The organism is Nonomuraea sp. NPDC005650 (genome assembly GCF_040605375.1).
In the GTDB taxonomy this organism is placed as follows: domain Bacteria; phylum Actinomycetota; class Actinomycetes; order Streptosporangiales; family Streptosporangiaceae; genus Nonomuraea.
This window is the reverse complement of sequence record NZ_JBEXCR010000022.1, coordinates 82,070-104,162: the sequence shown is the minus strand read 5'-3', so window position 1 is coordinate 104,162 and position 22,093 is coordinate 82,070. Positions and strand designations below refer to the sequence as shown.

Below are 22,093 nucleotides of genomic sequence, written 5' to 3'. Positions count from 1 at the left end.
CTGCGCGCCCGCCTCAGGGGCCCATCGGTGAAATAAGGGCGGCTTCGCGGCTGTTGCACAGAGCCAGGTCGAACCGCTCTGGCGAAAGGCGCGTACTCATGGCTCTGCCGCTGTCCATCCTTGATCTGGCGATCATCGGCGAGGGCGAGACGGCGGCGGACAGCTTCGCCGCCAGCGTCGCCCTGGCCCAGCGGGCCGAGGAGCTGGGCTACCGCCGGATCTGGTACGCCGAGCACCACAACATGGACAGCATCGCCTCCTCGGCGACCAGCGTGCTCATCGCCCACATCGCCGCCCACACCCGGACGATTCGCCTCGGGGCGGGCGGCGTCATGCTGCCGAACCACGCCCCGCTCACCATCGCCGAGCAGTTCGGCACCCTCGAATCCCTGCATCCGGGACGCATCGACCTGGGCCTCGGCCGGGCGCCCGGCAGCGACCAGCAGACCATGCGCGCCCTGCGGCGCACCCCGTCGTCCGCCGACACGTTCCCGCAGGACGTCCTGGAGCTTCAGGGCTACCTCGCGGGCGAGTCCCGGATCCCGGGCGTGGACGCCACGCCGGGCAAGGGCACGAACGTGCCGCTCTACATCCTCGGCTCCTCGCTGTTCGGCGCGCAGCTCGCCGCCGCGCTGGGGCTCCCGTACGCGTTCGCCTCGCACTTCGCCCCGGCCGCGCTGGAGGAGGCGGTGGCGCTCTACCGGCGCGACTTCCAGCCGTCGGCGCAGCTCGACCGGCCCTACGTCATCGCCGCGCTCAACGTGATCGCGGCGGACACGACGGGGGAGGCGCAGGAGGAGTTCCTGGCCTCGAAGCGGGTGCGGGTGAGCAGGTTCCTGGGGCGGGGGCGGACGTTCACGACGGAGGAGGCGGACATGATCCTCGGGTCTCCGGCTGGGCAGCAGATCGTGCAGATGGCCAAGTACTCGGCCGTCGGGGACCCGGCTGAGGTCCGGGATTATGTGGCTCGGTTCGCCGAGCTGGCGCAGGCCGACGAGCTGATCGTCGCCTTCTCGGCCACCGACAGGAAGGTCTGGCTCCGCTCGGCCGAGCTGCTGGCCGAGGCGCACGGTCTCTGATCGCGAGCCGGTCGCGCTGGGCTGGTCGCGCTGAGCCGGGGGGAGCGGGGCGGGGGGAGCCCCAGCCGGGCTTTACGGCCGCGGGATGGGTTTCTCAGGTCCTGCTATCCGTCGCCGAACAGCCGCCTGCGCGTGTAGGGGCCGGTGGCCTCGGACGCGGGCACGGGAGCCATTCCGGCCGCGATGAGTTGGGCGCGCAGGGAGACGACCGTGCGTTCGAGCGCCCGGATCTGGGCCTGGAGCTGGCCGATCTGCTCGCGCATCGCCGTGGCCGTGCTCTGCTCGCTGACCAGGTCGGTGCCGAGCTGGTTGGCCTGGGTCTGCACCCGGCCCAGCTGTTTCTCCATCTGGCTGAGCGCGTCCTCGTAGATCGTCTTCGCTCTGAGGAAGGCCTCGGCGTCTACCTTGGAGCGTTCTAACTCGGCTTGGCGCTCGGCCTGGAGGATGGCGGTCTGCTGGGTCTTCTTGTTCGCGTCCGTGGCGGAGCGGAAGGCCAGGTAGGCGACGCCGAGCGGGACGATCCCGATGGCGACCTGGACGAGGATGTCAGTCAGCGTGGCCTCCTTCCACTGGGCGTATCACGCCGGTGTACGTAACTCCGTCGTCGCTGTACCAGGCGTTGACGGTCAGCGCGATGGCGAACTCCGTGCCGTCGCGACGCAGGCCGACCAGCGGGATGATCCGGCCGGACAGCTCGGAGTGGCCGTTGGCGCGCACCCGGGCCAGCCCCATGTCGTGCTTGCCGCGCAAACGCACCGGCATGAGCATCGTCAGCGGCCGCCCGACCGCCTCGTCGGTGCTCCAGCCGAACATATTGGCCGCCTGCGGGTTCCACGACTGGATGATGCCGGCGGCGTTGGCGACGATCACCGCCGAGCCGGAGCCCGGCATCCGGTCCAGCGTGACGGTCTCCGGCCAGGTGGCGATCAGCGTGATCCAGCCGCCGAACGCCAGCCACACCGCACCCCCCACCCAGCCACGCGGATTGTCTCCGGTGAACGTCGAGACCAGGAACACCAGGCCGTACAGGAGCACCAGCGCGGTGGCGGCGGCGAAGGCCATCCGGTCGGAGCGCAGGAACATCTGCACCAGGCACAGCAGGCCGGTGGCGAGCCAGAGCAGCGCCCAGACGTCCAACGGCGCGATGGCGGCCAGCGCGGCGTAGGAAGCGGTGGCGCGCTGGCTCGCCGGCGCGAAGGCCAGCGAGGCGGCGATGGCCAGAGATAACAGGCCGACGAACGCCAGGGAGGCGCCGCGCCGCCCGACACGGCGGAGGACTCTGTTACTCACGGTGGCAAGAGTAGTGCAGGCAGTTAGGCATTCGCGGGATTGTCAGCCGTGAGCCGAAGTCGAGGCGTGGCCCTGCGTTCCGGGACTGAATCGCCTTCACGCCGCGCGACCGTTCGCGCCAGAATGAGTCCATGCCAGGCTTCGAGCGGCTCACCATCGAGGAAGCACGCACCCTCACCCGCGCCGAGCTCCTTCCCCGGGTCGAGGCGGAGCAGAAGTACTGGTACGAGCGCATTCACCACTGCCAGATGAAGCCGGGTGACGACGAGGCGTTCCGGACCTTCAACCGGATCCTGCACGTCACCGCCGACCTCACCCGCACCCACGACGACACCGAGGCCCTCCTCCAGAGCAGGTCCCTGGAGGAGGACTACTGGCGCAGACCCCTCGGCGAGCTGGGCCTGCTCTAAAGCGCGATCAGCGACCGGGCAGTGTGAGGGGCCCTGTCACACCCCCGAACAGCCCGCCCTGCCACGCGTCGTACGGCGACGGCACAGTGGAGGCGGCGACGGACGGGAAGGAGCCGATCATGGAGTACCTCGAGTATCAGCTGCCGGCCGCCGACATCGAGCTGTCCGACGACGTGCTGGACCGTATCGACGAGATCGTGGCGCCCAGGGTGACCGTCAACCCCGCCGACAACGGCTGGGTCAGTCCGGCCCTCCAGCCCGCGGCGCGGCGCCGGCTCTGATCCTGCGGCGTCAGCCGCGCGCCTGGTCGGACGGCGGCTTGATCCGGACCCGCTCCTCCTCGGGGCGGCTGTCGATGTCGTCGAGCTGATCGATGATCGTCTTGCGCAGGTCGTCGTAGTCGTGGAAGGAGTAGTCGTTGAACAGCGTGTAGCCGGTCCACATCAGGTTGGCGCACACCCGCGGCGGCACCTTGCCCGTCGCCGCGCCCATGCCGACCAGCGCGACCGACTCGATGCTGCCCGGCTCCCTCTCGTTCTGCATGTGAATGGCCTGGAACGCGGCGGCGCAGGCCAGGGCCACGTTCAGCGTCTCGCTCACGTCCTGAGCGGAAAGCTCCATCGTCGGCGTAGAGATCAGGAACTTCGGGTTGGTCGCCCCGGACGGCACGCACACGGCGCTGCCGACCGGCAGCGCTCCTTCGAAGCGGTCGCGGATCGCCCGCTGGACGCGCAGCTGGATCCCGGCCCCGAGGTGCCGCTTGATGACCGCGTCGACCCCGCCGTCCATCCGCCCGCGGGAGTTGGTCGGGCTGACCCAGGCGTCGACCTGCTGGGAGACGAGCGAGCCCTTGTGGATCTCGACCTCAGGGGTGTCGGCGAACGCCGCCAGCCATTCCTGCACCACCTTCGCGTTGACGTCCACCAGCGTCACCTTGAGCGGCGGCTTCACAGGCTTGACGGTCATGACTTACTCCAGGCGAGGGGAGGGACGTTTCGAGTGGGCACGAACCTACCGCCCCACACTGACAAACCGGATCTTGCCCGGGATGTGTGAATGATCTCCACGTAGGCGAACGCATCACATCCAGGATCTTCACGCGGCACAATTCCCCCACCTCAGTCCCCCGTGCCGTCACCGGCACGCCACGCCGATCCGGGAGCCCGCGATGCGCGACGCCGACACCCCCACCCCGCCCTCGGAGGCCTCCGAGGCCCCGGCCTCGCCTGGCCTGAATGCCTCGGATGACCCGCTGGCCCTGGCCGACCTCTTCAACGGCGGCGGTGAGCCCTGGCTGCCCCTCCTGAAGCCGGTCATCGAGGCCCAGCCGGCCGCGGCCACGTTCATCGGCCCGAACCGCAGCCCGCAGGTCGTACCCGTCCGCGAGCTGACCTTCCAGGCGCTCAAGCCCAACCCGCCGCACAAGTGGAAGGTCGTCGTCTTCGGTCAGAACCCGTACCCGCGGGCGGAGAGCGCCACCGGCATCGCCATGTTCGACAACACCTTCCACGACTGGGCCGACAGCCAGTTCGGCAAGGTCATCACCATCCGCTGCATCATCAAGGCAGCGGCGATGTGGAAGCACGGGATCCCCAAGAAGACGCCGATCGCCGACATCCGCGCGCTCCTGAAGCAGCACGACACCGTACAGCCGCCCGAGTGGTTCCAGGCGATGCTCACGCAGGGCGTGCTGCTCCTGAACGCGGCGCTCACCGCCAGCGGTGACGGGGCCATGGGCACCGACCAGCACACCGCGTTCTGGCGACCGGTCGTCGAGAAGCTCGTCGAGGAGATCCTCAAGGCCAAGCAGAACGCCGACGAGGCGGATCGGGGCGTGGTGTTCGCGTGGTGGGGGGCTCACGCGCGCAGCCTGAAGGAGGTCGTACGCCGGCTCGAGAAGAAGTACCCCGACGTGGAGGTACGGCACATCGACCACCCCAACCCGGCGGCACAGGGCGACATCTTCTGCGACGGGAGCCATTTCGCCGACGTGAACGCGGCACTCGCGGCGCTCGGCGCCGACGAGATCGACTGGCTGCCCGGCAAGGGCTGGAACAAGAGCGCGGCGCAGGGCGGCGGGCCGGACGCCGACACGGCCGACCGCATGGGGGCGTTCATCGCCTCCACGATGGAGCTGCACAAGCTCTACCTCGAACGGCTCGCCAGCGTCAAGGACGAGGGGCTGGAGCTGCCGGCGATCACCGGTGTGTTCGCCACCCCGCTCATGGACTTCCGCGAGGCCGTCACCCCGGTGGCCAAGCTGCTGTCGGGGCTCGACTGGCATGTGGAGCAGTCGTACCGGTTCGGTGAGATGCAGTCGAGCGGCGCGACCGCCGGCCTGTCCGCCGATGAGATCGCGGCCCTCTACCTCTACACCTGCGAGTCGGCGTTCTACCGGCAGATCAACGCGACTCTGCGCAACCCGGACCGCACCCGCGTCGTGCCGTACCTCGGGTATCTGCGGCTGCTGTTCTCGGCCGTGTCGCGCCTGCCGGTCCGCGAGGAACCGCTGTGGCGCGGGGTGTCGCTGGACCTGCGGGCGCAGTACCCCGTCGGCCGTACCGTGACGTGGTGGGGCGTGTCCTCGTGCACGTCGAAACTCGGCGTGGCCCAGGCGTTCCTCGGCCGCCGCGGCAAGCGGACCCTCTTCGAGGTGCACCCCGCACGGGCCGTGGGGATCCGCAGCTTCTCCGCGTTCACCGGTGAGGAGGAGTTCATCCTCGCCCCGGGCACGCAGCTCAAGGTGACCGACGTCAAGGCGGAGCGGGGCGGCCTGTGCACCGTGACGCTCACCGAACTGGCCGAGCAGCACCAGGTGGCCTGAGCCGCCGCGACTCCCGAGCAGCACCAGGTGGCCTGAGCCGCCGCGACTCCCAAGTGGCCCGGCATGCCCCGATGCCTGCCGGGCCGCCTCCGGCCCGGGCTAGCGTGGGCGACCATGAGCGACTTCCTCTCCGTCCCGTTCTACGACCTTCTCGCCGAAGAGAGTCACGTCCCGCGCATCCGCGAGACGCTGCCTCCGGTCCTGGAAGGGGTACGCCGGAGCATCCTGGAGATCGGCGCCGGCACTGGCCTCATCACCATGTCGCTGGCCGAATGGACACCGGCCGAGATCTTCGCCCTGGAGCCGTCGGCCGGCATGCGAGGGGTGCTGCTCTCCCGGCTGAGCGGGCGCCCGGACCTCCTCGAACGCGTCACCGTGCTGCCCTGCGACGCGCTGAGCGTCGACCTGGACGGCGAGCCCGTCGAGGCCGTCGTGATGATCAACGTGATGTACGCGCTGGAGCCCGGCTACCGCAAGCGACTCTGGCCGGTGCTGGCGTCCCACCTCGAACCCGGTGGCCTCCTCGTCTTCACCTGGCGTGGCGGCGGCGGGGCTCCGGCGCCGCGTCCGCTGCGGGAGCTGCACTCGCGCCAGGTGGGCCGGCACACCTACACGGTCTCGTCCGAGATCGTCGAGTCGACCGAAGAGGCGTTCAAGGGGCGCTACCTCTACCGCGTCACCCAAGGTGACCGGGTGGTCAGCGAAGAGGAGATCGTGGGCCACGGCTACCGCCCCACGTGGGAGACCCTCCGAGAGGAGCTCGCAGGTGCCGGTTTCGTCCAGTCCGACGCCCCGGAGGGCCTTCTCGCCTTGAGGCTTCAAGCATGAGAGAGCCACCCGGTGGTCCCGGGTGGCTCGGAGAACGGATTGATCCATCAGAACACCGTCTCAACGTTGGCGGAACGTACGGTCCACGGCGGACCGCACGTGCCGCGCCCCGTGAACCGGTTGTTGGCGAAGATGATCGGGCTGGCGAACTGGCAACCGTCGGAGCAGGTCACCAGGATCCTGATCGCCCCGGTGTACATCGTGCAGTCGATGTCGATGTAGTACGCGGGGATCGGGACGCTCCGGGAGCATGAGTAGGTGGCCCGCTGGGTTTCTCTTCCGGCCCGGCCGAGCCTTGTCAGTGACACTTTCGCCAAGCTTTCGCCAAGCTTTCGCCAAGCTTTCGCCAAGCCAGGAGCGCCGGTCATCGTCACTTCACGAAAACCACCGCAGGGGCGCTTGTCACTAATGTCAAAATGCGCCCAGGAAAGGAAATGAGCGTGGTCAGATAAAGCCGTGCTCGTTCCACGCGCCGGCCAGCAGCCGGGTGACGGCTGTGCTCAGCACCCGTACGCCGTGCGTGGAGCCCGGTTCGATCCCGACCAGTTCCCGCACCCGCCGCAGCCGATAGTCGAGCGTGCGCGGATGGATGTGCAGGGACTCGGCCGTACGCTGCCGGTTCATGTCGTTGCGGTAGTAGGCGTCCAGCGTGGGCACCAGGTCGGGCCCGTCGCCGAGCCGCCGCGCCGTCTCGCGCAACCACTGGTCCACCTGCGGCGTCTCCATCGCGCCCAGTTCCGCGAACACGTCGGCCACCCCGTACGGCCGGCGTGGCACCCGTTCGATCGGCGCCGCCCGGCTGACCTTCCGCGCCAGCGCGGCCGCCTGGACCAGCGCGCGGCGACGCCCGTGGGCGGTGCCGACCGAGCACGGCCGCCCCACGACCTCGGCGACCGCCCGCGCCAGCGCCAGCCCGGACCCCTCGGCCGCCGCCCGGTGCTCCGGCCGCGTCCCGTCGTACGGCACCAGCGCCACGAGCTCGTCCGGCTCCTGCCACCCGAACGGCATGCGATGCCGCTGCAGCAGGGCGCCCACGACCTCCTCCCGGCACTTCGTCGACGGCTCCGTGGCCACCCGCACCACCGTGACCAGGTAGTGCTCGGTCACCGGCACCCCGAGGCTGCCGGCCAGCTCACCGGCCATCGGATCGTCGTGCAGCACCATGGTGGCCAGCAGGTGGACGCGCGAGGCCGTCGGCAGGAACCGTTCGTACCCCCGCAGGTAGCCGCGGGTGTAGACCCCTTGCGCCGCCGTACCCTGCTCGGCCAGCCAGTCGATCATGCGCATCGTGTCGGCCAGATCGCCGGGCCCGGCCGCCTCGGAGATCTCCCGCAGCGTGAACGCGGCGTGCAGCGCGAGCGCGCCCCGCTGGCAGCCCGGCGCCACGCCCTGCGTGCCGCGCTGCTCGCCGACCGACTCGATGAAGGCCAGGTCGCTGTCCAGCAGCGGCTCGCCGGAGGCGGCCAGCTCCGCGGTCCGGCGCCGTACGACGACCGCGAACTCCATCATCGACTGCCGCGATCTGGCCTCGATCGCCTGGAAACCGGCGATCTCGCCGACACAGGCGTCCACCACTTTCCTCGCGTTGTCGTCGGCGCGGCGTTTGAGCATGCCGAAGAGGTGCCCCATGTCGAATTCTCCCCGTGACCCGTTCATGTCTCCGTGAAACGCGCAGTCCGGTATTCGTCGGCCGGGCGGGTTTGTATCAGTGGATTTTTTTCTGGCGTTTTCGGTCACTCCACAGAAAGGGGCGCGTGGCCAGGTAATGAATTTCGGGCCGCCGAGGGGCGCTGAAAGTTTCATTCGCGACGGGATCAGGAGCCGTCCTTCGCGTCGTCGGGGCACCGCTCGCCCAGGTGCTCGGCTACCCGCCTCACCTGGGCTGGAAGGAGAACGGCAGGCTCTCGCTGGCCGGCGACCGCGGCAAGCCGCTCAGACCCGGCAAACTCATCGCCCTCATCGGGTCCCTCGCACAATCGGCACCGCCGCCCACCTCACGAGTAAGACGGCGCAGCCTGAATGAGCCGCCGGGACGTCGACCGCTCGCGCTTGTCCCACGCCGGACGTGCTCTGCTGCACAGCGACGCCGGCCGCCGCGCCCAACCTGGAGCAGGAAGGACCGATACCCGACAGGTAGCTCGTATCGCGGGCCGGTCGAGACTCTTGCCCTCGCCTTGAGTCAGCCTCTGCTCATCAGCAGATCACCGCCGAAGCTCTCCGCAATCACAGTCCCCGAGTCGAACACGAACTCCGCTCCCACCTGCTCGGTGCCATCCACCCCGCCGCCGAATCGCTCGACAACGCGTATGAGCCGTTCGCCGATGTGCCGTACGAAGGGAACGTCGTCGGGGGCGGAGATCACGTCGACGCGACTGCCAAGCTCCTCCATCACATAACTCTGCCCCGGTACGCATGGCTCGATCCGGAACGACCAGTCGGCGGCAACCATGACGCCCACGGTCACTGATTCGAAGAGAAGCCACACATCGACGACTTCAGGGATGTCGGGTTCATGCACGAACTGGGCGACTGTAACTCCGATCAGGCGCTCGTGCACCATCTTCATCACGGTACTCGCACCCCACAGGAACCCGACAACTGACGGTAAGGACCGACGCAGCCCCCTGGGGCGTGCTCGAACCCGTGCTCCCCGGGGACCGTCACGAACTTGAGGACGCCCACCCCATTCGTCGGACGGCCCGGCGGAACTCATCCGATTCCGCCGGACCGAATCGTATGATCCGTTTCATGCCGATCCCCCGAGCGGTCGCCGTGGTCGTCGACGGTATCCGAGTCCTGGTCATCAAGCGGTTCCTCCGGCGCGCCCCCGGCGTCACCTGCGTCATGTGCGACGCCGGAGGCCGGCGAGGGCCGGCGTGTCCCGGGCACCACTACGCGGTTCTTCCCGGAGGCCATGTGGAGGATGGCGAGTCGCCAGAGAGCGCGGCAGTTCGTGAACTCCACGAGGAGACGACTCTCACCGGGACGATCGACCGGCTGCTCTTCGCCAGCTCACACAACGGCCGGCCGGCCTTCTACTTCCTCATACGTGACGTCAACGGCGCCCCGATGCTCTCCGGCGAGGAGGCTACGGAACACGGACCGGACAACACCTTCGAGCTCAGATGGGCGACGGTCGCCGAGTTCGAACAGCTGAACCTGTACCCCGCGGATGTGCGCGAGCCGCTCGCGGAGCTGCTGCGCAGCTGACCTTCGCTCCGGGCTGAGCGCACTTGGAGCTCTGGGAGTGAGGCACCGAGCCGGCAGCGGCCTCCTGTACCGATCGCCCCCAGAACGGCCATGCCACCGCGCGGCGTACCGTGATCTCTAACCCGAGGCCCAGCCCTGGCCACGATGACATGCACTGCATTCCGCGACGCATATTCGATCAAGGTATCGATGCCAGATGACGACCACGTCACACTCCGCCTGAACCCTGTCCGTCAACTCACGCCACCCGATCTCCCGCGAAGCGGGCCGCACAGGCAACGACGCTTCGGTACATCCACAGCCCTTCCGCAGTCTTCGGGTGAAGCCGCCGATCATGATCGCCGATAGGCCGGACGTGGCTTGTGACCTGCGCCCTAAGGCTCCGAAAGCTGCAAACGTGCGAGCTTGTACGTCTCCATGCCGCCCTGCTGAGGCGGCGGATATGGGCCGATGCGATGAGATCGCGTGAGGCGGTGTTGCCGTACGTACAGCACTCTGCCGATGAGCCTCAGCGCTGTCGCCTCCAAGCACGCGCAGGAGAAGAGCCGCGCTGGCCCTCCCAGCTTCTCAGCCGGCAACGGACGGATATCGGGCTGTCACAAGGTCGTCGGCGAGGTCCTCTATGGAAAGGTCAGCGTTCAGCGCGGTGACCACCACCTGCGTCAGCGGGCGGAGGGCGTAGACGTGTCGTACCGCATCGAGATCCACGGGTACCTCGTAGTAGTCCTCTGCGAACCGCCGGAACGCCTCCGGAGACGGATCGACGAGCCGTGCGAACAGATCTGCCGCCCCATCGGGATCGCTCACGTCGTCCGGGTAGTCGATTTCACCCACCCGCCAGCAGTCATCACCGGCCTCACGCCACAGGCAAGCGGTCACGACCGGCGTACCGTCCTTGTCGCAGAATGCGGGCTCCTGCACACAGTGGCGGAAGATTTCGGGGACAGAGTCGAGCATCCCCGGCCACGGCCCGTCGTTGCCGTAGGGGCTCATCACCGCCTCGTGAGCGAAGCCGCGGATGTACGCCCCCGCAGCAGAGAAGACGATGGAGTATTCGTCTCCCGAGCCGTTGCGCATCGAGGCCATCTCCTCTCCAGGGCCCCAGCCCGTGTCGAAGGAGTGGTAGCGGTTGGACCATTCCAGGCTCAGGATCGCCTCCAGCACCGCCATGGACCGACACAGATCACGGAGCTGCGGGATCTCGGGCAGCAGACGGGCCACATCGTGAGCAGTCATGAACTTCATCCAATCGGATGCCGGCGACATTTCCTTGCATGCCTCCACGTCGCCGGCACAGATGGGCCCCACCGTCCGTGCGGTGGCACACAGCCGATGACCGCGGTTGCTCGGGGCCACCGTCACGTACGTGTTCCAGGCTCGTGCGGTGAAGCAGGCCCGCCAGGCCGCGCGAGAAGAGAGATTCTGGCAGGAGCGACTAGTTTCCTACAGCGCCTTCGCTGAAGCGTTGACCGACTTCCGGCAGAGCCAGAACGACCGAGCGAGATGGCCGCCACCACGAGTTCTCCATCGCCGCCGACATGCCCGTCTACTCCTGCGACCCAGCCAGCCCCGGGCAACGCGGCTCCAACGAGAACACCAATGGCCTGCTGCGCCAGTACTTCCCCAAGGGCACGAACCTGTCGGTCCACGCCCGCGAGGACCTCGACGCCGTCGTCGCCGAACTGAACCCCAGACCTCGCAAGACGCTGGACTGGGACACCCCGGCTGAACGCCTCGCGGGACTCCTGGCAACCTGCGCCTGGCTCAGAACGGGAGCGCCGAAGCACCGGCAACGTGCGGGAACGCGGATGTTACGGTCTGGCCATGAACAGACAGGTGCCGCTCACCGGCGGTGAGAAGGAGAGCCTGCACGCGAGCCTCGACCGGCACCGCGACGCGGTGCTGTGGAAGCTGGAAGGGGTGAACGAAGAGCAGGCCAGGCGGCCCATGACGCCGTCGGGCACAAGCCTGCTGGGGATGGTCAAGCACTTGGCGGCCGTCGAGTATGGATGGTTCTGTTCGACTTTCGGGCAGGAGGTGGAGCCGCTGTGGTTCGCGCCGGAGGAGGACATGGACCTGCCGCCCGGCGACGACATCGAGCGGATCGTCGCGTTCTACGGCCGCGCCCGGGATGCCGCCGACAAGGCAATCGCCGAGCTCGATCTGGAGGAAACGGGCACCTCGTGGGCAGGCGAGACGGTCAGCATGCGCTGGGTGCTGATCCACATGATCGAGGACACGGCACGGCATGCGGGCCACCTCGACATCCTGCGCGAGCTCATCGACGGCGCCACCGGCGACCACCGGCCTGGCTGAACTCAGGGGGAACGCCAGCTTCCGGCTATGAGGTGCGTACCCATTTCGGCTCGCTACGCTGGCCGCCGCCAATAAGCGGTCACCGTGTTGCGACAACCCCTCGAATCCGCCGGGGCCGTCATGGGCCCCAGGCCCGCTCCCCGGCGGGAACGGGCCTGGGGCTCCGGGAGGGTGCCGGTCGTCAGGACGCTTCGGCCGGTTACTTGGTGACCTCGTCCGGGGACGGTTCCTTCTTGAGCTGGTCCGGGGACACTCTCTTCACATCGGCCGGGGAGTCTCCCTCCTTGGGCTTGCCCGCGAGCCCCTTGTCCCCCTTGACGGACGGTTCCTGCCGGACCTGGTCGGCCGGCGGGGCTTCGACCTGGACCGGGGTGCCGTAGTCGCTGAATTCCGTGACGATACGGTGTCCGTCTTCGAAGATGATTTCCAGCCTGCGGACCTGGTTCTGATCGTCCACGTCCACGACGCCTTCCAGATCGGCGTTCTTGCTCTCCGGAGCCGCCGGGACCGAATCCTTGAGCGAGAAGGTGAACCGCTTTCCGGTCCACCCCGTGCCGGAAGCGGGGCCGCTCCGCTTGACGTCCGTGGCTGAGCGCAGTCGCTCCAGAGCATGGTCGGGGTTCAGCGCGCCCAGCTTGATCAGGGCGACAGCCGGCGACGCGTTGGCCAACTCCACCTCGGGGCGCGGATAGGCGGCCCAGGTCCCGGTCTCGGGGTTACGGCTGTACATCTTGTCGCCGACGAAGCGGGTTTCGTTCCCCTCCGCCGCGTTGGTGATGACACCCACTTGGCGTACGGGATCGACGGCACCCTCCCACTTCCTGTTCCCGATGGTTTCGTGGAAGCGGAAGCTGGACTGGGAGGTGGTGTCGACCGCGGCGATCATCGCGGCCTGCGCGAAGGGCTGACTCGCCGGCAGGCTCAGCACGGTCGTGCCGACCACCGCTGCCACGCCCAGGCCGGCGATGGCCGGGACCAGCACGCGCGCCCGCCTCCGTCGGGGCGCCCGCACCGCCGGCATCAGCCGTACGCTCGCCGGCATGTCCTCAGTGGCCCTGGAGAGCAGTACGCGGAGTTCTTGTTCCTTCATGACAGGCTCCTCGTGTTGGTTCGTCAATGGATGCCACTCCCCTTCTGCTCGATTTGGTTGACCAGCACGTCAGATGGGATCAACTGCCGCATGGCGCGCAGTCCCCGGTGCGTGTGGGTCTTGACCGTGCCGGCCGAACAGCCCATCAGCTCGGCGACCTCCGCCTCCGGGAGGTCCACGAAGAATCTCAGTACCAGCGCCGTACGCTGCTTGGCCGGGAGCTTCGCCAGCGCCTGACGTACGTCCTCGGCCAGCGCTCCCACCTCGCCCATGTCGGCGGCGCCCGCCCCGTCGGGCAGGTTGGCGCGCGGGATCTCGCGCCGCCAGCGGGCCCGCCACCAGGATCGATGGGTGTTCACCAGGATGCGGCGCATGTAGGCGTCCGGCCCGCTGCTGGTGTCCAGGCGGTGCCAGACCTTGTACAGCTTGCCGAGGCTCGTCTGGACCAGGTCCTCGGCCAAATGCCAGTCCCCGGTTAACAGGACCGCCGTTTTCAGATGGTGTTCGCCTCGATGCCGTACGAACTCCGCGAACTCAGCATCCACCCCGTCTCCTCTCATCAGCGATCAGCCACCCCTGACACTCCCTGGACCCCGTTCCAGGTTGACCCGTCCCGGGAGGGAAAGAAGCACGGGACTCGTCACAGACCTGGCGGTTCCACGGCGCCGGCCCCTGGGCGTGAATGGTTGGCCCGCCCGAATCCGCCGCCGCGACAAGGCGGAGGTCTTCTGCGCTTCCGACGCTGACCAGACCGCTGCCGCACTCGCGCACTCACCCGCCACAAGGCCGGCCCGACCGCGACACGGCACGCCTGGTGGGGGATCGACGTCCTCCAGGAAGCCTTCGCTTCCATCGCATATTGCATTTATGTGGCTCGACCCAGTCCACTACGCGTAGTCGGCACACGGCTGGACAGCGCCGGATCCACCGGTGTGCGCTGTCGTGCGTACCCCTCGGCGGGAGCCGCCTTGGAGACCATGACGATGAGCCACGTCGTATGCGGGAGTGCTAGCGGGGCTCAGGTCGTCGGCTGGAGGTGGACGAGAATCATCCCGTTGTCCTCATCCTTCATATAGGTGGCTCGAACCCTGTACTCACCAGGATTGAGATCGAGGATCAGTCGTTCGTCAGGCTCCAGCTCAGCGCCAGGAATCGCCGAGTCAAAGAGCACAGCCACCTCCCGTACCTCCCAGATCAGATCTTCGTCATCATCCCAATCCGGTTGCCCCACGAGGGCTCGTCTGGCCGCCCCGACCAGCGCGGCTTCGGTGTCTGCGGCGGCCCAGCGCACAAAGAGGCGTTCGGCCGTCAGGTAGGTCGTCATGGCGGGCTCGTCACCGAGGACAAGGGCCTGCTGCGCACCAACAGTAATGAGGCCGATGTAGCCCTCGACGGCACAGGCGCGGCCGTAGTCACCCCACGTCTCTACGGGACCGTCGTTGTCATCCACACCTTCCCAACGGTTCAGCTCGGACTTGGGGACGGCGATCAGTGGGCCTCCCGCGCTTTGGACCCAGGCGTGAAGCAATGATGGCCTCGCTTCTATCGGTGTATCCACGTAGAAGGTAGTGTCCATGCCGCTGAAAGCGGCCCTTCTCAGCCGATGGTCATCCACTACGCTGACGCCGATTGATCGTTTCCGGGAGAAGGTGCCGTGATGCAGGATCCCGCGGCGTATACGCCATCCCCGAAGGCGGTGTTACTGCGCTTCGGTGCGGTTGTGGCCGCGTCCGGACCGGTGATCCTGACCACCTTCGGGGTCGGTAGGCAGAGCGTCGGGTGGTTCTGTTCCTCGGCGGCCCCCGCTCCCTATTCGATGGAAGGTCCGTACGAGCTGGAGGGTCCGTACTCGCTGGCAGGTCCGTACGGGCTGGGTGTTTACGCGCCGGACGACCTGCCGGGAGAGCTGCTGTTCTGGGCCGTTCTCCTGCTGCCGATCGCCGTGGCCGGCCTTGTATTGAACGGCTCACGCCGAGCCACGCTCACGGCCGTCGCCGCGATCGCCACAGTGCTCGCGTACGGGCTCGTCGTCGCGTTTCTCCTGCCGGGCCCCGATCCATGCACCGGGCGGGAACACACGGTCGCACCGCCCTGGCTCCTGATCATCTCGTATCCGATGGCCGCGGGAGCGCTGTTTCTGGCGGCCCGATCACCCCTGCCCCGCAGGAAGTACGGGATGATCTTTTGGGCCGGCGCCGCCGTCGCGGCAGGATGGGCGGCCATGTTCCACCGCCTTCCGGCCACATACGACAGGTTCCTGGGCGCCGTCTACGTGGCCGAGGCGTCCTCCTGGGACGGCCTCGCGTGGTGGTCCAGTGACGCTGACACGATCGGCCTGCCGGTCGTCATCGTTGCAATGGCAGCGGCCGCGACAGCCACCGCTCCAACCCTGTGGAAACGCACAGTCGGCATCGCGACCGCAGCGGCTCTTCTTTTCTTCGTACTGCTCGACATCGTGACGTACCTCAGTCGGGAGAGTGACCCCTTCGGGCTGCTTTTCGCCGATTCGGTGCGCTGGCGCCTGCTTCTCGCGGCCGTTCTCGTCACATTGGCCGCTTGGCACCCCCAGGTACGGATCTCTTGGGTCGGCACCGTTCACCTGGCACGAAGCATAATCCGCGGGCAGCTGAAAGGCCTGATCTCCAGCCGGACGAGGGATGTCGCCGTCGCGATCATGATCGTGGCCGGCGCCATCTGGCTGATCGTCTCGTCCTTCACGCCGAGCCGGTAGGAGCGCAACGACGCAGGCCCTGCGGCCCGGAACGGCATCTACGCCCAGAGCACTTCATTACAAGTGAGAACAAGCATCCACTAGCGGCTTCCGGACCTGGTTGGGGACACCCAGACAGCTCCTTCGCTCCAGGAGCAACGTACTTCGAGTGGGCCCATCTTCTGGTCCGTAGGGAAGGGCGGATGTCCGATCGACGCGCGACCATCCTGCTCAAGTGGTGATCGCGAAGAGCCGGCATGCGATCGGGTAAGGCGGCGTTGCTGTACGTGCTGCTGTACAGCCCGCACATCCCTGCAGGCGCCGTACGCGGTCGTCGGGCCGTCAGCGCCTGTGCAGTCCTCGCAGCACCGGCAGCCCCGTGCCGGAGTCGAGCACGAGGCGGTCGCCGAGTGGTCGCGTGAGCCTGACGGTGATCGTGTCCAGCTTGAGTATGGCTGGGCACCTCGCCCCGGAGCTGGCGCCCTCCTCGTCCACGTCGACCACGACCAGTTGGTCGGTCTCGTAAGCGCGTGCCCCGTGAATGGTGTCGCAGGCGCCGTAGCCGTACTCGAGAAGCAGTTCGTTCGGCTTGCCGGTGACAAGGTCGAACGCCATCACCTCTCCGGTGCCTCCCTGCATCCGTTCGGGACGAGCGGTGACGGCCGAGGGGGCGACCGCCACATGGACCTGCTTCTGCTCGACTCCCTCGACGGTGAACATCCAGGCGGGCGCCTGGATCGTGCCGCGACTGGTCTCCAGCGGGACCCTGCCCAGTCTGGCGTCGGTCACCCGGAGCGGACGGCATCCCTCGGCCGGGCACTCATCTTCGATGAAGTCCGCCGGCTTACTGAACTCCGCGTACGCGCTCGCCGCCGAGATGAGCGGCACCTGCGAGACCTCGCCGTCCGGCCATCGCACGTCGGCGCGGTCCGGGGAGTTCGCAGGCAGCTTGGCGGCCAGCTGCCAAGCGCCATTGTCCGAGCTTGTGCTCACCCAGGCCGGGATTCGGTCCACGTGGTTCCATCCCTGCTGGTTGAGCCGTTCCAGCGCAATGAACCCTTTGCGCCAGGCGCGGTCGTCGGCCGAGTCCTGCCAGCGCACCGCAACTTCCCTGGCGCGATCCTTGAACTCGTCAGGCGAGAGGCGATGGGAACCGCCGGGCAAAACCTGATGGAGCCAGTCGCAGGAAGACAGCAGCAGCACCATGGACAGGCACGCGATCATCCTTCGCACGAGACCTCCCTCCACCCCATGATCAGCCAACACCCGGCGCCTCCGCTTGGCTTTCCGGGTTCTGACGATCTCCGCCTGGGGCGCACTCGGCCGGCCCGCTCATCCGGTGGCAACTCCCCTGATGTAGACCAGCAGGGAGACCTTTGAGTAGTCGTCATCGCGGTGTATCGATCTGGCGTTGCACGTCGGCCTGGTGGACGGCCGGCCAACAGGTCGAACCTGGACGCCTTGATCTATCCGTTCATGCTTATCTACTTCGACACCAGGGCCCCCGCCGTGGTCCTGGCGCTACGTCGTGCGAGTGCTGAACTTTCTGTGCTTGGGCTTCTTCATCGCCGACTTCGTGGGCGACCTGCTTGGGACGGTCTGCGCTGTTAGCCCCGGCGGGTGGACCAGGCTCAGGAGGACGCCGATCTGGGCGGGCGATAGCGGCATGCCGTTGAGCAGCTCTTTTATGGAGATCATGGGTTCAGCCTGATGGAGATCGCGACGCAGGGTCCAACACCGGAAAGGCCGGGATTAACGCGGATCTGTTGTTAATGTTGCCGCGTGGACCTGCATCCCCGGCTGCTCAGGGTGTTCGTGACGGTCGCCGAGGAGCTGCACTTCGGCCGCGCCGCAGCCCGCCTGTACGTGGCCCAGCAGGCGCTCAGTCGCGACGTGCGGCGGCTGGAGGAGCAGCTCGGGCAGGCGCTGTTCACCAGGTCCACCCGACGGGTGGAGCTGACCCCTGCGGGAGCGCGGCTGTTGTCCGGGGCCAGGCGGCTGCTCGCGCTGCACGACGAGCTGGTCGCGGAGGTCTCCAACGCCCGGGGGCCGCTGCTCGTGGACGTCAACATGCAGGGGCACGAGCCGCCGCGGCCACTGGCCAGGGCCAGGGAGCTGGCGCCAGGAGTGGAGATACTCGCTCGCTTCCACGGCGGGCTGGCCTCTGGGGTCGCCGCCATGCGGGAGGGGCGTCTCGACGCGTCGTTCGGCCGGTTCGCCGGACTGCCCGCTCACATGCGCAAGGGGCTGGCCCAGGTGCCCGTACGGTTAGATCCGCTCGCCGCGCTGGTGCCCGAGGGGCATCCGCTGGCCGCGCTGGAGGAGGTACCGCTCGGCGTGCTGGCCGGCTTCCCGCTGGACGCGATGGCGGGCAATCCCGCCACCACCGAGTGGACCGACCTGGGCGAGCGCCTGGCGGAGGAGTTCGGGCTCAAGCTGGCCACGCCACACGCGCCGCCGGTCGGATCCCACGAGATGGGCCTCTACCTGCAACGGCACCGAGAGCCCGTGCTGGCCACGGCGAAGATCGGCGGGATCCCGGGCGCCGTGGTGCGGCCTCTGGTCGATCCCGTGCCGCTCACCCTGGAGAACCTCGTCTTCCCCGAGGGCCTGCGGCATCCGGGCCTGGACGCGCTGCTCCAGGCCGTGACAGAGATCCGAAGCGTGGAACGCTGGCTGCGCCGGCCGCCGCACTCCTGGCTGCCAGAGGCCGACGAGGCGCTGCTGAGGCGGTCGGGACACGGTCATGGGGATGACCGTCTCCGTAGTGGGCTCTTGCCGGTCAGAGGTAAGAGCACGCCGCATTGACCAGCTCCGCGCCCAGGTAGGACCCAGTTGCCGTTGTCGGGGCGGCGGACCAGCAATACCTCGCCGGCGTCGTTGGTCACCACGACGATCACGGACGGAACGAGACTGTCCGCGAGTACCTCGAAGAGTGGATCGAAGCCCACGCTATCGAGATCAAACCCAAGACGCCGGCCGACTACCGGCACATCATCAGCTCCCCCATCGGCACTTTGCGGCTGCAAGCCGTCCGTGCCTCCACGGTCACGAAGCTGTACCGGGACCTCATGGCATGACCAGGGGCGGTCTCTGTCTTGGCGTACGGTCGACTACGTCCACGCCGTACTCCGGAAGGCATTCCAAGATGCCGTGAACGTCGACAGATCCTGTCGTCCAGCCCGGGTCGAGAAGGCCAAGCGCCCGCGCCGAGAAATCAGCGAGGCTGGCACCGTCTGGACCACTGAACAGCCCAGGGCATTCCTCCTTGCTACCCGCGATCACCGGCTCTGGCCCTTCTTTCACGTTGCGGCCTATGCCGGTGCCTGACGCGGCGAACTGCTGCACCTCCGCTGGTCTGACGTCGACCTAGATGGCAAGCAGATCACCATCTACGGCTCGGCATCGTCCGTCGACGGGAAACGAGGAAGCGTGCTGTCAGCCTCGACGAGCGCACGGTCCAGGTCTTCCAGGGCGGTAACCGGAACCAACCTGTTGCCCGCAGACCCGCTGGAAGAATCCTCCCCATGCTGATCACTGGGTTCGAGGGCTACCCCCTCACCGAGGATTCCTATCTCCTGAGCGATCCGGTGTTCTGGGCCATCCACTCCGCGCTGACCGGAGCAGCCGGGCTCAATGACATTGAGGAAGCATTCGGGGTGGACATCGTCGATGCCGAAGAACTCCACGATCGAATGTTCGATCACGACCATTGGCCTGTCTTCACGGTTCCGCTGCGCAGCACAGGCAATATCCACATCATCTACCGGAACCTGGACGGCGACATGGGCCTGGACTACGTACTGGCCCACCCCGATTGGCCCCACGATCTCCATCTCACCGCAGTAGAAGGAAATTTCATCGGCCCCGGTCTGTCCTGGCCCGAGCTCATCACCATCGCCAACCTGCCACCCATGTCTGGTGATGGCGCGCTGCTGGACGCTGCCAGCCGACTCCTCATCCTCCTGCCCGCCCTCGGTGACGCCGACCTCCCCGACACCGCTGTCCTGACCGTCGCTGCGGCACTATCCGAATTGACCACCAGCCCAGAGCCCGCCCGCATTGCGGAGATTCTCCTTCATGACAACCAGGCCTACTGGGAACCCGCCACTTGGCAGGGGCTGAGCAACGGCGCGATTGTCTGCGATGAGCCCCACAGCCGCCGCTGTCTCGGATCCTCGGGGGCATTCACCGCCGACCGAGCCATCGCCGTCACCCGCGCCCTCGCTGGCACCTGAGGTCGCAACCCCAAAGGAGAACTCCGCTGCACGCCCGCAGAGCCGTTCGAGCATTGGATCTCACAGGCGCTGCTATGGACGAGATCGAGATCTTTGCTGAACTGCTCAGGGAGATCGCGATCGGGTGATCCAGTACACAAGTCACACAGCCCGCCGCGAAACGGCGCTTGAAGCGACGAAGGATGTCTATGGTCATCTGCTGGAGGGTGATGAGCGGGCGGCGACGGGGGCGATTTCCGGCGCTCTCCTGGGGAAGCTCCGCCTGGTGGCTCCCGAGAGGCCGGAGAAACCGGAGGATCGCCTCAACGATAAAGGCCCGTCCTAGTGTTTCCGCTGGTGACGGGCCTTTCGTGCTGTGCGCGGCCGACAGGAGTCGAACCCGTAACCTTCTGATCCGTAGCAAGATCGAGACCGTCCACGGATGCCTGCTGCTGTCACAAGCGCCTGATCAGGGACCTTCTGGCGCAAGAGATCTCCAGACATGTATACCGGTGTCCAGGGGCGTTGTTAGCACTGCCGTTAGCAAGTTGACCCACACCGCCGGCTCGATCCGCAGTAGTTGTCGACGCTACGGCGGGATGCGGTCGACGAGCTTAGGCGTCGACGGCTGCTGCGGCCCGCGGGGGTCTGGGGGCGGCGGAGCCCCCAGGGTACTGGGCCAGCAAGCGGCTGGCTGTTGCTGCGTAGCCTGGCGGTCAACGCTATGGCCGCGCGGCAAGCTCTTGTCAAGCCAATGCAGTAGGGGCCCCTTATAGCTTGCTGCCCAGGGCGGTGTGGCAGTATATCGAGATCAGCAGGCACAAATGAGCTACCGTGAGTGGCATCAGATATGTGAGTCCGGGGGTGGCATACAAGAATACGGCGTGGCGGGACGAGCGTAAGCCAGGAACAGGTGGAATCCGCGAGGAAAATCGCGATCGTGAAAATAGCTCAATCACTGGTGTTAAGTTGTGAGATCGTTGCATATATGCCTAGATGGGTAGGCTGCAGTCCCCTAGAATTTGTTAACAAGTTTGTCTTGGTAGTCAAAGCGAGGAGGTTTGACGATGTCGGACACGGCCTCCTTGCAAGGCGTAAGCGAAGCGCAACTTCTCATTCCCCTAGGTGATTATCACTTGCAACCCATAGCACATCAAAAGCGTGCAACAAGGAATGCCGACCTGTGGAGTCCACTCCGCTACCCAGGAGGGAAGCGGCAGCTCGTCCCCTTCTTTGTTGATCTATTGAAGCTGAATGACAAATCACCTCTGGATTTGTTTGTGGAGCCATTCACGGGGGGTGCGGCCGTATCGCTACATCTATTAGCGGCCGGTCTCGTCGAACGCGTTGTTCTGGCGGACCTGGATCCGTTGGTGCATGCTTTCTGGCATCAGGCATGCTTCAACACGGAACAACTGGTCTCGGATATACAAGCGGCAGAGGTTACGTTGCAGGAGTGGCATCGGCTTAGGGCTGATCCAGGGAAGACTTTGCGAGAGAAGGCTTACGCGTGCCTTTTTTTGAATCGCACGAGCTATTCGGGGATCCTGCAAGGACGGGCGGGACCTATCGGTGGCCAGAAGCAGCAGAGCAAATACAAGATCGACTGCCGATTCTACAAGGATGAGATTGTCTTTCGCCTGCGGCAAATTGGAGAACTGGCCGCCAGCGGGAGGATCGCCGCTGTTCGGCGTACCGACGTGCATGCGACTGTCCGATGGGTAGAGAAGTCCTACTCAGAGTCATCTCGACTGTATTACTTCGACCCGCCCTTCTGGGATAAAGGCGAGCGACTCTATCGCAAGGCGTTCGGCCAAAAGGAGCACGAGCGCCTAGCTAAGCTTCTCACCGGCTTGCATACACCGTGGGTACTATCGTACGACTATCACCAAGAAATCATCGACCTGTATCGCTCCTCCGCTCAAGAAGCAAATCAGGATGAGAGTGATTTGGTGCCAGCTGGAAGTCCGCGACTTCATACGACCGATCTGCTATATTGTAATCGTCATGAAAAGCGCGGAGCTACGGAACTCATTATTACAAATCTTTCTAAAGTGCCAGAAGAGCGTATAAACGATGCTCGGCGCTAAGCATTACGTGGCTCCCGCGTCGATAGCGG

24 protein-coding genes and 2 pseudogenes are annotated in these 22,093 nt (G+C 66.6%); 14 read left to right on the top strand and 12 right to left on the bottom strand.

Going from position 1 to position 22,093, the window contains the following annotated elements; genetic code table 11:
• Positions 1-98: 98 nt before the first annotated feature.
• The gene (locus ABZS69_RS34720) at positions 99-1,079 is read left to right on the top strand and encodes an LLM class flavin-dependent oxidoreductase (RefSeq protein ID WP_355379614.1); all 981 of its coding nucleotides are present in this window, start codon (positions 99-101) and stop codon (positions 1,077-1,079) included.
• A gap of 104 nt (positions 1,080-1,183) precedes the next feature.
• On the opposite strand, the gene ABZS69_RS34715 is transcribed toward ABZS69_RS34720, so the two are convergent.
• A complete protein-coding gene (locus tag ABZS69_RS34715) occupies positions 1,184-1,426 on the bottom strand; it encodes a hypothetical protein (protein ID WP_355379613.1) in 243 nt (80 codons plus the stop codon).
• A 199-nt stretch (positions 1,427-1,625) separates the two neighbouring features.
• A complete protein-coding gene (locus ABZS69_RS34710) occupies positions 1,626-2,369 on the bottom strand; it encodes a PAS domain S-box protein (RefSeq protein ID WP_355379612.1) in 744 nt (247 codons plus the stop codon).
• Between the two features lie 131 nt (positions 2,370-2,500).
• Between ABZS69_RS34710 and ABZS69_RS34705 the strand changes: the two genes are divergently transcribed.
• Both ABZS69_RS34705 and ABZS69_RS34700 read left to right on the top strand, forming a co-directional pair.
• Positions 2,501-2,779 carry a hypothetical protein gene (locus tag ABZS69_RS34705; protein WP_355379610.1) on the top strand — a complete coding sequence of 93 codons (279 nt, stop codon included), beginning with the start codon at positions 2,501-2,503 and terminating at the stop codon, positions 2,777-2,779.
• 119 nt (positions 2,780-2,898) lie between these two features.
• Positions 2,899-3,060 carry a hypothetical protein gene (locus ABZS69_RS34700; protein WP_355379609.1) on the top strand — a complete coding sequence of 54 codons (162 nt, stop codon included), beginning with the start codon at positions 2,899-2,901 and terminating at the stop codon, positions 3,058-3,060.
• 10 nt (positions 3,061-3,070) lie between these two features.
• Here the strand turns inward: ABZS69_RS34700 and ABZS69_RS34695 are convergent, their stop codons facing one another.
• Positions 3,071-3,745, bottom strand: a complete 675-nt coding sequence (locus ABZS69_RS34695; protein WP_355379608.1) for a macro domain-containing protein — start codon at positions 3,743-3,745, stop codon at positions 3,071-3,073.
• Between the two features lie 202 nt (positions 3,746-3,947).
• Between ABZS69_RS34695 and ABZS69_RS34690 the strand changes: the two genes are divergently transcribed.
• Together ABZS69_RS34690 and ABZS69_RS34685 are read left to right on the top strand one after the other, a co-directional pair.
• A complete protein-coding gene (locus ABZS69_RS34690) occupies positions 3,948-5,603 on the top strand; it encodes an ADP-ribosyltransferase domain-containing protein (protein WP_355379607.1) in 1,656 nt (551 codons plus the stop codon).
• Between the two features lie 114 nt (positions 5,604-5,717).
• Positions 5,718-6,431 carry a class I SAM-dependent methyltransferase gene (locus ABZS69_RS34685; RefSeq protein ID WP_355379606.1) on the top strand — a complete coding sequence of 238 codons (714 nt, stop codon included), beginning with the start codon at positions 5,718-5,720 and terminating at the stop codon, positions 6,429-6,431.
• A 47-nt stretch (positions 6,432-6,478) separates the two neighbouring features.
• Here ABZS69_RS34685 and ABZS69_RS34680 read toward each other — a convergent pair whose 3' ends face one another.
• From ABZS69_RS34680 to ABZS69_RS34670, 3 genes are all read right to left on the bottom strand, one after another.
• On the bottom strand, positions 6,479-6,739 hold the full coding sequence (locus ABZS69_RS34680) for a hypothetical protein (protein ID WP_355379605.1): 261 nt from the start codon (positions 6,737-6,739) through the stop codon (positions 6,479-6,481).
• A 136-nt stretch (positions 6,740-6,875) separates the two neighbouring features.
• A complete protein-coding gene (locus ABZS69_RS34675; RefSeq protein ID WP_355379604.1) occupies positions 6,876-8,060 on the bottom strand; it encodes a helix-turn-helix domain-containing protein in 1,185 nt (394 codons plus the stop codon).
• Between the two features lie 550 nt (positions 8,061-8,610).
• Positions 8,611-8,997, bottom strand: coding sequence for a hypothetical protein (locus tag ABZS69_RS34670; protein ID WP_355379730.1), 387 nt, complete (start codon positions 8,995-8,997; stop codon positions 8,611-8,613).
• A gap of 182 nt (positions 8,998-9,179) precedes the next feature.
• Between ABZS69_RS34670 and ABZS69_RS34665 the strand changes: the two genes are divergently transcribed.
• Positions 9,180-9,641 (top strand): NUDIX domain-containing protein, encoded by a 462-nt coding sequence (locus tag ABZS69_RS34665; protein ID WP_355379603.1) that lies wholly within the window; start codon positions 9,180-9,182, stop codon positions 9,639-9,641.
• Positions 9,642-10,208: 567 nt separating this feature from the next.
• On the opposite strand, the gene ABZS69_RS34660 is transcribed toward ABZS69_RS34665, so the two are convergent.
• On the bottom strand, positions 10,209-10,886 hold the full coding sequence (locus tag ABZS69_RS34660; RefSeq protein ID WP_355379602.1) for a hypothetical protein: 678 nt from the start codon (positions 10,884-10,886) through the stop codon (positions 10,209-10,211).
• A 275-nt stretch (positions 10,887-11,161) separates the two neighbouring features.
• Between ABZS69_RS34660 and ABZS69_RS34655 the strand changes: the two are divergent.
• Positions 11,162-11,374 (top strand): annotated as a pseudogene (locus ABZS69_RS34655) (IS30 family transposase); the annotation flags it as partial.
• Positions 11,375-11,465: 91 nt separating this feature from the next.
• Positions 11,466-11,957, top strand: a complete 492-nt coding sequence (locus ABZS69_RS34650; protein ID WP_355379601.1) for a DinB family protein — start codon at positions 11,466-11,468, stop codon at positions 11,955-11,957.
• Between the two features lie 199 nt (positions 11,958-12,156).
• Here the strand turns inward: ABZS69_RS34650 and ABZS69_RS34645 are convergent, their stop codons facing one another.
• The 3 genes from ABZS69_RS34645 to ABZS69_RS34635 form a co-directional block, all read right to left on the bottom strand.
• Positions 12,157-13,047 (bottom strand): hypothetical protein, encoded by an 891-nt coding sequence (locus ABZS69_RS34645; RefSeq protein ID WP_355379599.1) that lies wholly within the window; start codon positions 13,045-13,047, stop codon positions 12,157-12,159.
• A 23-nt stretch (positions 13,048-13,070) separates the two neighbouring features.
• Complete coding sequence (locus tag ABZS69_RS34640) at positions 13,071-13,592, bottom strand: SigE family RNA polymerase sigma factor (protein WP_355379598.1); 522 nt, start codon at positions 13,590-13,592, stop codon at positions 13,071-13,073.
• Between the two features lie 473 nt (positions 13,593-14,065).
• Positions 14,066-14,623: an Imm21 family immunity protein gene (locus ABZS69_RS34635; RefSeq protein WP_355379597.1), complete on the bottom strand. Its 558-nt coding sequence runs from the start codon at positions 14,621-14,623 to the stop codon at positions 14,066-14,068.
• An 81-nt stretch (positions 14,624-14,704) separates the two neighbouring features.
• Here ABZS69_RS34635 and ABZS69_RS34630 point away from each other — a divergent pair, with 81 nt between their 5' ends.
• On the top strand, positions 14,705-15,778 hold the full coding sequence (locus tag ABZS69_RS34630) for a hypothetical protein (protein ID WP_355379596.1): 1,074 nt from the start codon (positions 14,705-14,707) through the stop codon (positions 15,776-15,778).
• Between the two features lie 321 nt (positions 15,779-16,099).
• Here ABZS69_RS34630 and ABZS69_RS34625 read toward each other — a convergent pair whose 3' ends face one another.
• Positions 16,100-16,990: a hypothetical protein gene (locus ABZS69_RS34625; protein ID WP_355379595.1), complete on the bottom strand. Its 891-nt coding sequence runs from the start codon at positions 16,988-16,990 to the stop codon at positions 16,100-16,102.
• 549 nt (positions 16,991-17,539) lie between these two features.
• On the opposite strand from ABZS69_RS34625, the gene ABZS69_RS34620 reads away from it, so the two are divergent.
• Positions 17,540-18,565, top strand: coding sequence for a LysR family transcriptional regulator (locus ABZS69_RS34620; protein ID WP_355379594.1), 1,026 nt, complete (start codon positions 17,540-17,542; stop codon positions 18,563-18,565).
• An 11-nt stretch (positions 18,566-18,576) separates the two neighbouring features.
• On the opposite strand, the pseudogene ABZS69_RS34615 reads toward ABZS69_RS34620, so the two are convergent.
• Positions 18,577-18,708 (bottom strand): annotated as a pseudogene (locus ABZS69_RS34615) (NUDIX domain-containing protein); the annotation flags it as partial.
• Here ABZS69_RS34615 and ABZS69_RS34610 point away from each other — a divergent pair.
• The 4 genes from ABZS69_RS34610 (at position 18,697) to ABZS69_RS34595 (ending at position 22,064) form a co-directional block, all read left to right on the top strand.
• On the top strand, positions 18,697-18,837 hold the full coding sequence (locus ABZS69_RS34610; RefSeq protein WP_355379729.1) for a hypothetical protein: 141 nt from the start codon (positions 18,697-18,699) through the stop codon (positions 18,835-18,837). The pseudogene ABZS69_RS34615 and the gene ABZS69_RS34610 sit on opposite strands and share 12 nt — an antisense overlap.
• A 447-nt stretch (positions 18,838-19,284) precedes the next feature.
• Positions 19,285-19,995 (top strand): hypothetical protein, encoded by a 711-nt coding sequence (locus tag ABZS69_RS34605; RefSeq protein ID WP_355379593.1) that lies wholly within the window; start codon positions 19,285-19,287, stop codon positions 19,993-19,995.
• 124 nt (positions 19,996-20,119) lie between these two features.
• Positions 20,120-20,320 (top strand): hypothetical protein, encoded by a 201-nt coding sequence (locus ABZS69_RS34600; RefSeq protein ID WP_355379592.1) that lies wholly within the window; start codon positions 20,120-20,122, stop codon positions 20,318-20,320.
• A gap of 721 nt (positions 20,321-21,041) precedes the next feature.
• On the top strand, positions 21,042-22,064 hold the full coding sequence (locus tag ABZS69_RS34595) for a DNA adenine methylase (protein ID WP_355379591.1): 1,023 nt from the start codon (positions 21,042-21,044) through the stop codon (positions 22,062-22,064).
• Positions 22,065-22,093 lie beyond the last annotated feature (29 nt).

Excerpts from the sequence above, each read along its gene's own strand:
- ABZS69_RS34690 (WP_355379607.1), top strand. The coding sequence starts at position 3,948 with ATGCGCGACGCCGACACCCCCACCCCGCCCTCGGAGGCCTCCGAGGCC.
- ABZS69_RS34645 (WP_355379599.1), bottom strand. The coding sequence starts at position 13,047 with ATGAAGGAACAAGAACTCCGCGTACTGCTCTCCAGGGCCACTGAGGAC.
- ABZS69_RS34675 (WP_355379604.1), bottom strand. The coding sequence starts at position 8,060 with ATGGGGCACCTCTTCGGCATGCTCAAACGCCGCGCCGACGACAACGCG.
- ABZS69_RS34720 (WP_355379614.1), top strand. The coding sequence starts at position 99 with ATGGCTCTGCCGCTGTCCATCCTTGATCTGGCGATCATCGGCGAGGGC.
- ABZS69_RS34715 (WP_355379613.1), bottom strand. The coding sequence starts at position 1,426 with ATGGAGAAACAGCTGGGCCGGGTGCAGACCCAGGCCAACCAGCTCGGC.
- ABZS69_RS34665 (WP_355379603.1), top strand. The coding sequence starts at position 9,180 with ATGCCGATCCCCCGAGCGGTCGCCGTGGTCGTCGACGGTATCCGAGTC.
- ABZS69_RS34635 (WP_355379597.1), bottom strand. The coding sequence starts at position 14,623 with ATGGACACTACCTTCTACGTGGATACACCGATAGAAGCGAGGCCATCA.
- ABZS69_RS34685 (WP_355379606.1), top strand. The coding sequence starts at position 5,718 with ATGAGCGACTTCCTCTCCGTCCCGTTCTACGACCTTCTCGCCGAAGAG.
- ABZS69_RS34650 (WP_355379601.1), top strand. The coding sequence starts at position 11,466 with ATGAACAGACAGGTGCCGCTCACCGGCGGTGAGAAGGAGAGCCTGCAC.
- ABZS69_RS34660 (WP_355379602.1), bottom strand. The coding sequence starts at position 10,886 with ATGAAGTTCATGACTGCTCACGATGTGGCCCGTCTGCTGCCCGAGATC.
- ABZS69_RS34595 (WP_355379591.1), top strand. The coding sequence starts at position 21,042 with ATGTCGGACACGGCCTCCTTGCAAGGCGTAAGCGAAGCGCAACTTCTC.
- ABZS69_RS34695 (WP_355379608.1), bottom strand. The coding sequence starts at position 3,745 with ATGACCGTCAAGCCTGTGAAGCCGCCGCTCAAGGTGACGCTGGTGGAC.
- ABZS69_RS34700 (WP_355379609.1), top strand. The coding sequence starts at position 2,899 with ATGGAGTACCTCGAGTATCAGCTGCCGGCCGCCGACATCGAGCTGTCC.
- ABZS69_RS34605 (WP_355379593.1), top strand. The coding sequence starts at position 19,285 with ATGCTGATCACTGGGTTCGAGGGCTACCCCCTCACCGAGGATTCCTAT.
- ABZS69_RS34705 (WP_355379610.1), top strand. The coding sequence starts at position 2,501 with ATGCCAGGCTTCGAGCGGCTCACCATCGAGGAAGCACGCACCCTCACC.
- ABZS69_RS34670 (WP_355379730.1), bottom strand. The coding sequence starts at position 8,997 with ATGAAGATGGTGCACGAGCGCCTGATCGGAGTTACAGTCGCCCAGTTC.
- ABZS69_RS34630 (WP_355379596.1), top strand. The coding sequence starts at position 14,705 with ATGCAGGATCCCGCGGCGTATACGCCATCCCCGAAGGCGGTGTTACTG.